Genomic DNA, 10,118 nt, shown 5'->3' on the forward strand with positions numbered 1-10,118 from the left:
TCGCTTGCATCTGCAAGCGGCTTGACGAACCGTTCAAGGCTGGCAAGCACTAACCCCTAGGCAGCAGGAAACCCCTTCGGTATTCACAGTACCGCAGGGGTTTCTTGTTGCTTATTTGGTGATATGAATGGCGACTGTCATTCTCATTTGCGCCTCTATTATATGCAGCCAGAGCGAAAAAGTCAAGCGGGCAGAGGAAAGAGCTGCAAAGGAAGAACGCCGCTTTATCGTGAAATTCAAAGTTTTTTCATAATTTGCTTGACAACCGGAACGGGATGTAGTATACTCCACAGCAACCGAACAAACATACATACAAAGTAGGTTTGTGCCAAATGGGAGGAACATCATGAGAGAGCGAATGTGTTGACAGACAAAAACGACATCACACTCAGAAAATAAAGGAGCATCCGTTTTATGTCTGTAGAAATTTTGGATCTGGCCGCACTGGCCCTGACTGCTGTATTTTTTGCCCTGCTGTATTATCTGCACAAGAAAAAGCACGTTGACTTCGGCGTGCGCACCATTCTGGCGGTGGGCCTCGGACTCATCGTGGGCCTCGCGTTCAAGGGGCATCACGTCTATGTGGCCGCTGTGGGCACGGTCTATGCCCACGTCGTCTCGGCAGTGGTCATCCCGCTGCTGATCTTCAGCATCATTTCCAGCATCACCAATCTGGGCAACTCCGTTCGTCTGAAAAACATCGGCCTCAAGACCGTTTTCTTCCTCGTCCTGAACACCTTCTTCGCCAGCCTCATCACTCTGGTCGCCGGGGTGGCCACCAACATCGGCCACGGCGTCCAATATGAGCTGGCCACCGACTACACCGCCAAGGAAGTGCCCACCTTCGTGGACACCGTCATCAGCCTCTTTCCCCAGAACCTCGCTTCGCACTGGGCCAACGGCGAGGTGGTGCCCATCGTGGTCTTTTCCATTCTGGTGGCCATCAGCTACAACAAGCTGGTGGTCAAGAAGCCCGAGGAGGTCGCCCCCTTCAAGAAGTTCATCGACGCCGGCGACCTTGTGATGGGCCGTGTGGTCAGCTACGTCATCTCCTTTACCCCCTATGCCGTCCTGTCCCTCATCGCCCGCGCCGTCAGCCGCTCTTCTCCGGCTGACCTCATCCCGCTGCTGAGTGTTCTGGTGCTGGCCTATATCCTCTGCGCGATCCAGCTCTTCGTGGTGGAAGGCGCACTCGTCAAGCTGGTCGGCAAGCTGGACCCGGTCCGCTTCTTCAAGGGCATCTGGCCCGCAGCTACCGTGGCCTTTACCTCTCAGAGCAGCGTGGGCACCATCCCTGTCACCGTCAACCAGCTGACCAAGAAGCTGGGCGTCAATGAGGGTGTCGCCGCCTTTGGCGCAAGTCTGGGCGCAAACCTCGGTATGCCGGGCTGCGCCGGCATCTGGCCCACCCTGCTGGCGGTCTTCACCATCCATCTGCTGGGCATTGAATACACCCCGGTGCAGTACGCTTTCCTTGTCGTGCTGGCTGTGGTCGTCTCCATCGGCACCGTCGGCGTGCCCGGCACGGCCACCATCACCGCCACGGCCCTCTTTGCCGCCGCCGGTCTGCCGGTGGAAGCCATCATCCTGCTTTCCCCCATTTCCAGCATCGTTGATATGGCGCGTACCGCCACCAACGTCGTCGGCGCGGCTGCCGCTACCACTCTTGTGGCCGCCACCGAAGGTCAGCTGGATGAGGCTGTGTACAATGGCGAGGCCGAAGTGCCTGCCGCTGAGGCAGTCTGAGCATTTTCCAAATATAGCAGTTTGCGTTTTTAATGCACAAGCAACATCCGCAAACTGCATATCGCAAAGCGGCCGTTTTGATAGGCACTATTTTTGAAAATTGCGATAAAATAAAGTCTGGGCCGCCCGCCGCACCAAAAAGTGCGGCGGGCGGTTTTCTTTACAAAAGAAAGAGGAACGACCGTAGTGTGCATGATAGGAGGACAGATGACACTCGTTTCATCTGAACTGTGCTCTGAGTGAGTACAGTTCAAGAGGAAAACTATACAAAATTCAAATCGAAATTTCGGTATATTGTTGGTCAAACCACAGAAATCGTCCTTTGGGAGATGTAAATTTGGAAAAAAACCTTTTCTTTCGGCGGAAGACGCGGTATAATGCGGCCAAGGCACAAGGGTGTGCGAAAGGCTCCAGAGGGGGAGCGGAACACCTTGTGCATTTTTTTGAAACAGTCGCTTTAATGGATTAAAGCGGTGTTAGAGAGGGGAAAAGATATTATGAGATTCGATCGTCGTATTTCGCGCCGCAGCTTTCTGGCAGCAGCAGGCGTGTCCGCAGCAGCTCTGGCCCTGACGGCCTGCGGCGGCTCCAGCTCTACGGCAGCTTCCACGGCTGCCTCCACCGGTGCTTCCAGCGCAGCTGGCACTGCCGCAGGCGGCACCATGAACATTATGCTGGAGACCGAAGTCCAGTCTCTGGACCCGCAGATCGCCACCGACGGCACCTCTTTTGAGGTCATCGCAGACTACACCGACGGTCTGATGCAGATGGATACCGACGGCGCAGCGGTCCCGGCCATTGCCGAGAGCTACGACATCAGCGAGGACGGCAAGACCTATACCTTCCACCTGCGCGATGCCAAGTGGTCCAACGGCGACGCCGTCACCGCAGCCGACTTTGTGTTCGGCTGGCAGCGGGCGGTTGACCCTGCCAACGCTTCCGAGTATTCCTATATGCTGTCTGACATCGGTCAGGTGGTCAACGCTGCCGAGATCATTGCAGGAGAAAAGCCCGTCACCGATCTGGGCGTGACCGCTGTGGATGACAAGACCCTCAAAGTCCAGCTGAACGTCCCGGTCAGCTACTTCCTGAGCCTGATGTACTTCCCCACCTTCTACCCGGTCAACGAGGCCTTCTTCAACACCTGCGCGGACACCTTCGGTACCAGCCCCGACACGGTGCTGTCCAACGGTGCTTTCATCCTGACCGACTATCAGCCCGCTGCGACCGCATTCGAGATGGTCAAGAACACCGACTATTACGATGCCGACAGCATCGCGCTGGATGGCCTGTCCTATCAGGTCATCAAGGACAGCCAGCAGGCTCTGATGAGCTATCAGACCGGTACTCTGGACATTACCCTGCTGAATGGTGAGCAGGTCGATCAGGTCAAGGACGATCCCGAGTTCATCAGTGTGGGTGCTGGCTATCTGTGGTACATCAGCCCCAACATCAACAGTGTGCCTGAGCTGGCAAACGAGAATCTGCGCAAGGCTCTCACCTTCGCTCTGGACCGCGACGCCATCACCGGCGACGTCCTGAAGGATGGCTCCGCCCCCTGCTACACCGCCGTTCCTCCTCAGTTCGCAACCGGCCCGGACGGCAGCGACTTCAGCGCTGACCAGACCAAGTATGCGGATTACTGCGCATTCGATGCAGCCAAGGCTGCTGAGTACTACGAGACTGCAAAGAGCGAGCTGGGCAAGGACAGCTTCTCCTTCGATATGGTCGTTGACGCCGACGATGCACCTCAGAAGGTGGCACAGGTCGTCAAGGAGCAGCTGGAGACCACTCTGCCCGGCCTGACGGTGAACCTGACCGTCGAGCCGAAGAAGCAGCGCGTGCAGGATATGCAGGACGGCAACTTCCAGCTGGGCCTGACCCGCTGGGGTCCCGACTACGCCGACCCCATGACCTATCTGGGTATGTGGGTCACTGGCAACTCCAACAACTACGGTCTGTGGAGCGACGCCGAGTATGACTCCATCATTGAGGAGTGCACCACCGGCGACCTCTGCACCGACCCCGAGGGCCGCTGGGCCGCTCTGTACGATGCAGAAGCCATCGTTCTGGAGCAGGCCGTCATCTTCCCGCTGTACGGCCAGTGCAACGCCGAGATGGTCTCTTCTGCTGTTACCGGCGTAGAGTTCCACCCTGTGGCACTGAACCGCGTGTACAAGCGCACTGTGAAGAACGCTTAAATAAGAATCGCTGAACCAAGGCCGCACAGTGGCCCGCAAAAGCCACTGTGCGCCTTTTTGGCATTGTACCTGTCCGCAGCGGGCGCACGACTGACCGCCGCTGCGGCCACAAAAGGAGGTTCACCTGACGTGAAAAAATATACGCTCAAGCGTGTCCTCACCTCGCTGTTTACGCTGCTGGCCATCCTGCTGGTGCTGTTCATCCTGATGCAGCTGATGCCCGGCTCGCCGTTCAACGACGAAAAGCTGACAGCCGATATGAGAGCTGCGCTCTACGCAAAATACGGCCTTGACCAGCCGATCTATGTCCAGTTCTTCCGCTATGTGGGCAATATGCTTCGGGGCGACTTCGGCGTGAGCTACAACATTTCGAAGAACACGCCCATCTCCCAGCTCATCCAGTCCCGTCTGCCCATCTCCATCCAGATCGGCGGCATGGCGGTCACGCTGGGCGCTCTGGTGGGCCTCGTACTGGGCATCATCGCCGCCCTCAAGAGGGACACCATCTTTGACACCATCGCCACCATCATCTCGGTCATCGGCGTGTCGGTGCCGTCCTACGTCTTCGCACTGGCCCTGAGCTACACCTTCGGCTTCCGGCTCCGCTGGTTCCCGATGCTGTTCTCAGCCAAGGACATCTTTGGTTCCAGCGTTCTGCCCAGCGTGTCGTTGTCCATGTTCACGATGGCCTCCATCGCTCGCTTTACCCGAAGCGAGATGATCGAGGTGCTGGACTCCGACTATATGCTGCTGGCCGAGAGCAAGGGCATCTCTGGCCCGGCGCTCATCTTCCGCCACGCCCTGCGCAACGCCCTCATCCCCATCATCACCGTGCTGGCGCCCCTCATTGTGGACCTGATGACCGGCTCGCTGGTGGTCGAGAAGATCTTTGCCATCCCCGGCGTGGGCAGCCTGTTGGTGACGGCCATCCAGTCCAACGATTACAACGTGGTCATTGGTCTGAGCTTCATCTACAGCGCCATGTACATTGGCATCATGCTGGTCGTTGATTTGCTGTACGGCATCATCGACCCGCGCATCCGTCTGGCAAAGGGGGACGACTGATATGGCAGAAAAAGCGATCCGACTGGGCGGCGAAAGCACCGCCGCAGCCATCACGCAGGCCGTGCAGGAGCTATACCCGGAGCACAGCTTCACCGCCGAAGAGTTTGCCCGGAAAGATAACGCCGCCGAGATCGCGGTGGATACCAACTTTGCGGCCCAGAGCTTCTGGAAAGATGTCCGCATCCGCTTCTTCCGCAAGAAGAGCGCTGTGCTGGGCCTGATCATGATCTTCATCATCCTGCTGCTGGCCATCTTTGGCCCGGGCATGAATGACTACACCTACTCCGGCCAGGATCTGAGCCAGAAAAACTTCGCGCCCCGCGTGCCCGGCATCGAGCAGTTCGGCATTCTGGACGGCAGCGAGAAGATGAGCACCACCACCGGCACGAAGATCGTCAACAACTATGTCGAAAAAGGCAAGGATGACGTCTACTACTGGTTCGGAAGCGATTTGTACGGCCGCGACATCTGGACCCGTACTTGGGAAGGTGCCCGCGTCTCCCTCATCATCGCCGTGGCCGCTGCGGTCATTGACATGGTCATCGGCATGAGCTACGGCCTTGTTTCGGGCTATTTCGGCGGCAAGGTGGATATGCTGATGCAGCGCTTCCTCGAGATCGCCAACGGCATCCCCCGTCTGGTCATCGTCACGCTGCTGCTTCTGGTGCTGCAGCCCGGCATGGTGACCATCATCTTTGCCCTGATGCTCACCGAGTGGGTGGGCATGAGCCGGATCGCCCGCGCTGAGATGCTCAAGCTGAAGGATCAGGAGTTCGTTCTGGCCTCCCGCACGCTGGGCGCAGGCAGCTTCTTCATCATCTTCAAGGAAGTGCTGCCCAACATCATCGGACCCATCATCACGCAGGTCATGTTCAGCATCCCGACGGCCATCTTTACTGAGGCCTTCCTCTCCTTTGTGGGTCTGGGCATCCCGGTGCCCCAGTGCTCGCTGGGTTCCCTCATCAGTGAGCTGTACAACAGCTTCACCACCCACCCCTATCAGATCATCCCACCCATCGTGGTCATGAGCCTGCTGATGCTCAGCTTCAACCTGCTGGCCGACGGCCTGCGCGAGGCACTTGACCCCAAGATGAAGAGTATGTAAGGAGGCGCACAGCATGCCTGATGCAAAAAGAGAACAGGTCTTGTCGGTGCGAGACCTTGATATTACCTTTAAGACCACCGCCGGCCCCGTCCATGCCATCCGGGGCGTGAACATCGACCTCTACAAGGGCGAGACGGTGGCGCTGGTGGGCGAGTCCGGCTCCGGCAAGTCCGTCACCATGAAGGCGGCTATGGGCATCCTCGCCCAGAACGCCAAGGTGAACAGCGGCAGCATCCAGTTCAGCTACCACCACGCCGACGGCAGCCCGGAGACGGTCGATCTGCTGCAGAAGGACAAGAAGTGGATCCGCCGCCACATCAACGGCAAGCGGATCGCCATGGTCTTTCAGGACCCCATGACCAGCCTTGACCCCACCATGACCATCGGCAAGCAGATCATGGAGGGGATGCTCTGGCACTTCAAGATGCCCAAGGCCGAGGCCTATAAGAAGGCCCTCGAGCTGCTGGAAGAGGTGGGCATCACCGACGCCGAAAAGCGGATGAAGAGCTACCCCCACCAGCTGTCCGGCGGTATGCGGCAGCGCGTGGTCATTGCCATCGCGCTGTCCTGCGACCCCGACCTGCTCATCTGCGACGAGCCGACCACCGCACTGGATGTGACCATTCAGGCGAAGATTTTGGAGCTTATCCGCAGCATCCAGAAGGAGCGCGGCATCTCGGTCATCTACATCACCCACGACCTCGGCGTCGTGGCAAAGGTGGCCGACTATGTCGATGTCATGTATGCGGGCAAGATCGTCGAGACCGGCACCATTGATGAGATCTTCTACGACCCCCGCCACCCCTACACATGGGGCCTGCTGTCGGCCATGCCCGACCTTGACACGGCTGACGAGCGGCTCTACACCATCCCCGGTTCACCGCCGAACCTGCTGCACGAAAAGGCCGGCGACGCCTTTGCACCCCGCAACAAGTACGCGCTGAAGATCGACGACGAGATCGACCCGCCCATGTTCAAGATCAGCGACACCCACTTTGCAGCGACTTGGCTGCTGGACCCCCGTGCCCCCAAGGTGGAGATGCCACCGGAGCTGAAGGAACGTGTGGCCCGGATGCGCGCAGAAGCAAAAAAGATCGAGGAGGCGGAGTAAATGGCAGCACAAAGCGCTACCCCTCTGCTGAAGGTCGAGGGGCTGAAGCAGTATTTCAAGGTGAACAAAAACTTCACGGTCAAGGCCGTGGACGATGTCAGCTTTGAGATCTATCCCGGCGAGACCTATGGTTTGGTGGGCGAGTCCGGCTCGGGCAAATCCACCATCGGCCGGAGCATCATCCGGCTGTATGACCCCACCGCAGGCAGGATCACATTCGACGGGCAGGACATCAGCGGCCATCTGAGCCACGCCCAGAACAACACCCTGCGCACCCAGATGCAGATGATCTTCCAGGACCCGATGGCATCCCTGAACCCCCGCAAGAAGGTGGAGGACATCATCGGCGAGGGTCTGGACATCCACCATATGTACAAGACGCAGGCCGAGCGCCGCGAGAAGGTGGAGAAGATTCTGGCGAAGGTGGGCCTTGCACCGGAACACGCCGAGCGCTACCCCCACCAGTTCTCCGGCGGCCAGCGTCAGCGCGTCGGCATTGCCCGCGCCCTCATCATGAACCCGAAGCTCATCATCGCCGACGAGTGCATCTCGGCGCTGGACGTGTCGATTCAGGCGCAGGTCGTCAACCTGATGAAGGACATCCAGCAGGAGACGGGCACGGCCTATCTGTTCATCGCCCACGACCTGTCGATGGTTAAGTACATCTCCGACCGCATCGGCGTGCTCCATCTGGGCCACCTGCTGGAAACGGGCACAACGGAGGAGATCTTTGCAAATCCCATCCACCCCTATACCCGCAGCCTGTTGTCGGCCATCCCGCTGCCGAACCCGGTGGTGGAGAAGCGCCGGGTGGCCGAGACCTACGACTACGCCACCTCCGGCATCGACTATTCCAAGGGCACCAGCCACCATGTGGAGGGCAGCCATTACGTCAAGTGTACGGATGAAGAATTTGCCAAATGGTGCAAATAAGACCGTTCAGCTCCCCTCCGGGGGAGCTTTTTTGCGCTCCGGCTACCTTATATATAATAGCGCTGCAAAATGTTTTGTGGTGGGACGTTGTATTCCGGGGGTAAATCTGGTATCATATAAAAATACGGCCCGGAAAGTGCGGGCCGATGAATATGCGTTATGGGATACGGCGCACGCTGCGCCCGGTTTTGGAGGAGTACTATGATAATCCCCGGCATTCTGTTCGTTCTGGGTCTGCTCTGCCTCATCAAGGGCGGCGACTGGTTCGTGGACGGCGCATCGGCGCTGGCCCGCCGGTTCCACCTGCCGGAGCTGCTTATCGGCGCAACGGTGGTGTCCATCGGCACCACCCTGCCTGAGGTGATGGTGTCCACCATCTCAGCCGTGTCCGGCCATGGCGAGATCGCCTACGGCAACGCCATCGGCTCGGTCATCTGCAATGCGGCCCTCATCGCGGCCATCACGGTGGCCGTGCGGCCCGCCAAGGTGGACCCCAAGACCCTGCGGGTGCCAGTGGCCTTTTTCTTTGCGGCGGCGGCCGTCTACTGCTTCGCCGCTTACGGGATGGGTCGCTTCACCCGGCCTTTGGGTCTGCTGATGCTGGCAATGTTCGCGGCCTATATGGTGGCGAATGTCTGGCAGATGAAAAGTGCCCCGGCAGAGCCGGAGCACGAAGAAGAGCTGATGAGCCTTGGGCGGATCGTTCTGCGGCTGGTGGTGGGCGCGACCCTCATCGCGCTGGGTGCGAACCTGCTGGTGGACAACGGCACCATCATTGCACAGGCGCTGGGCGTGCCCGAATCCGTCATCGCGCTCACCTTCGTGGCGCTGGGCACTTCGCTGCCCGAGCTGGTCACGGCCATCACCTCGCTGATGAAGGGCCACAGCGATCTCTCGCTGGGCAACGTCGTGGGCGCGAACGTCTTCAATCTCGTGCTGGTCAGCGGCGTGTCGGTGGCGCTGGCACCGTTTGATATTCCACAGAGCGCGACTCTGTTCGGCATCAACTCGAGCCTCGTGCTCGAACTGCCCGTGATGCTGCTGGTGATGATCCTGCTGACCATCCCGGCGCTGGTGCGCGGCAGACTCTCCCGCGTGCAGGGCGTGGCGCTGCTCTGCATCTATGCCGCGTTCTGCGCGGTGCAGTTCACGCTGTGAGGCGCGATGACATTTTATAACAACCGGAGAAAATGCCCGCTTGAGCAGGTAAAAGATGAAGCCAGCCGCAGGACGGAAAATTGCGGCTGGCTTTTTGTTTTTATCAGGAAGTAAAGACGGCGATCACGAAGGTCTGTCCGCCGATGGTGCCGACGGCAAAACTGACCTGACAGCAATCGATATTGGAAGAAATATCAGGCAGGACGAGGAATTTCCGATTTTTGAGCAGCGTCTGGGCAGCGGATGAGAGAAGGGCATCATCCGATAAGTCGGAGTCCAGCGCGGCGTAGCTGACCTTGCACGGCCTTGCGGACAGGGAAGGATAGCTGGCCAGCAAGCCGTCGGCGCAATGCACCGGGCTGGTATCACCCGTACTGTCGGAAAGGAGCGAGGCCACCTTGCTGGCGTCGTCGGCGCAGACTTTTTGAAGATAGGCAAGGACAGCCTCGGCGGCGGAGTCATTGCCATAGATAAAGTGGCTGGAATCGCTGTTGTCAAAGTGGGTGTAATAATGTTTATTCAGGGCGGCGAGAAGCTGAGTTTTGCCCTGCGTGCTGTCTTTTGTGGAAATGTCCGGCAGGACGAACACCCCGCCGCCGACCTGACAGCCGCAAAGCAGGAGTGTAAGGCCCAGAATGAGTGTAAGGATGGCAGTGCGGCGGTTTGTGCATCGTGTCATGGCAGAACCCTCCCGTCTGCGCAGTCTGCCTGTTTATCGCAAGTCAAGAAATTAGTGCGACATTTAAACAGCATATTTGCGATATGCAATTCAACGCTGTTGCTGTTGCATTAAAAAGTT

Annotated in this window: 8 protein-coding genes; 7 read left to right on the forward strand and 1 reads right to left on the reverse strand. The window is 58.6% G+C overall.

Annotation, left to right across the window (positions count from 1 at the left end; all coding sequences use genetic code 11):
* Positions 1-414 precede the first annotated feature (414 nt).
* The 7 genes from ACT8X9_RS01255 (at position 415) to ACT8X9_RS01285 (ending at position 9,319) form a co-directional block, all read left to right on the forward strand.
* Entirely contained in the window at positions 415-1,746 is a 1,332-nt protein-coding gene (locus tag ACT8X9_RS01255; RefSeq protein ID WP_444267856.1) for a dicarboxylate/amino acid:cation symporter, read from the forward strand.
* A 497-nt stretch (positions 1,747-2,243) separates the two neighbouring features.
* Positions 2,244-3,947 (forward strand): peptide ABC transporter substrate-binding protein, encoded by a 1,704-nt coding sequence (locus ACT8X9_RS01260; protein WP_444267857.1) that lies wholly within the window; start codon positions 2,244-2,246, stop codon positions 3,945-3,947.
* A 129-nt stretch (positions 3,948-4,076) separates the two neighbouring features.
* Positions 4,077-5,012, forward strand: a complete 936-nt coding sequence (locus ACT8X9_RS01265; RefSeq protein WP_412588928.1) for an ABC transporter permease — start codon at positions 4,077-4,079, stop codon at positions 5,010-5,012.
* A gap of 1 nt (position 5,013) precedes the next feature.
* Positions 5,014-6,117 (forward strand): ABC transporter permease, encoded by a 1,104-nt coding sequence (locus ACT8X9_RS01270; protein ID WP_227620719.1) that lies wholly within the window; start codon positions 5,014-5,016, stop codon positions 6,115-6,117.
* Between the two features lie 13 nt (positions 6,118-6,130).
* Positions 6,131-7,228, forward strand: a complete 1,098-nt coding sequence (locus ACT8X9_RS01275) for an ABC transporter ATP-binding protein (RefSeq protein WP_227620720.1) — start codon at positions 6,131-6,133, stop codon at positions 7,226-7,228.
* Positions 7,229-8,161 (forward strand): ABC transporter ATP-binding protein, encoded by a 933-nt coding sequence (locus ACT8X9_RS01280; protein WP_412588930.1) that lies wholly within the window; start codon positions 7,229-7,231, stop codon positions 8,159-8,161.
* A 201-nt stretch (positions 8,162-8,362) separates the two neighbouring features.
* Positions 8,363-9,319 carry a calcium/sodium antiporter gene (locus tag ACT8X9_RS01285; protein ID WP_444267858.1) on the forward strand — a complete coding sequence of 319 codons (957 nt, stop codon included), beginning with the start codon at positions 8,363-8,365 and terminating at the stop codon, positions 9,317-9,319.
* Positions 9,320-9,422: 103 nt separating this feature from the next.
* Here the strand turns inward: ACT8X9_RS01285 and ACT8X9_RS01290 are convergent, their stop codons facing one another.
* A complete protein-coding gene (locus tag ACT8X9_RS01290; protein WP_444267859.1) occupies positions 9,423-9,998 on the reverse strand; it encodes a hypothetical protein in 576 nt (191 codons plus the stop codon).
* Between the last annotated feature and the right edge of the window lie 120 nt (positions 9,999-10,118).

This window comes from Faecalibacterium sp., from assembly GCF_052358865.1.
Lineage (GTDB): Bacteria > Bacillota > Clostridia > Oscillospirales > Ruminococcaceae > Faecalibacterium > Faecalibacterium butyricigenerans.

Excerpts from the sequence above, each read along its gene's own strand:
- ACT8X9_RS01290 (WP_444267859.1), bottom strand. The coding sequence starts at position 9,998 with ATGACACGATGCACAAACCGCCGCACTGCCATCCTTACACTCATTCTG.
- ACT8X9_RS01280 (WP_412588930.1), top strand. The coding sequence starts at position 7,229 with ATGGCAGCACAAAGCGCTACCCCTCTGCTGAAGGTCGAGGGGCTGAAG.
- ACT8X9_RS01255 (WP_444267856.1), top strand. The coding sequence starts at position 415 with ATGTCTGTAGAAATTTTGGATCTGGCCGCACTGGCCCTGACTGCTGTA.
- ACT8X9_RS01260 (WP_444267857.1), top strand. The coding sequence starts at position 2,244 with ATGAGATTCGATCGTCGTATTTCGCGCCGCAGCTTTCTGGCAGCAGCA.
- ACT8X9_RS01285 (WP_444267858.1), top strand. The coding sequence starts at position 8,363 with ATGATAATCCCCGGCATTCTGTTCGTTCTGGGTCTGCTCTGCCTCATC.
- ACT8X9_RS01270 (WP_227620719.1), top strand. The coding sequence starts at position 5,014 with ATGGCAGAAAAAGCGATCCGACTGGGCGGCGAAAGCACCGCCGCAGCC.
- ACT8X9_RS01275 (WP_227620720.1), top strand. The coding sequence starts at position 6,131 with ATGCCTGATGCAAAAAGAGAACAGGTCTTGTCGGTGCGAGACCTTGAT.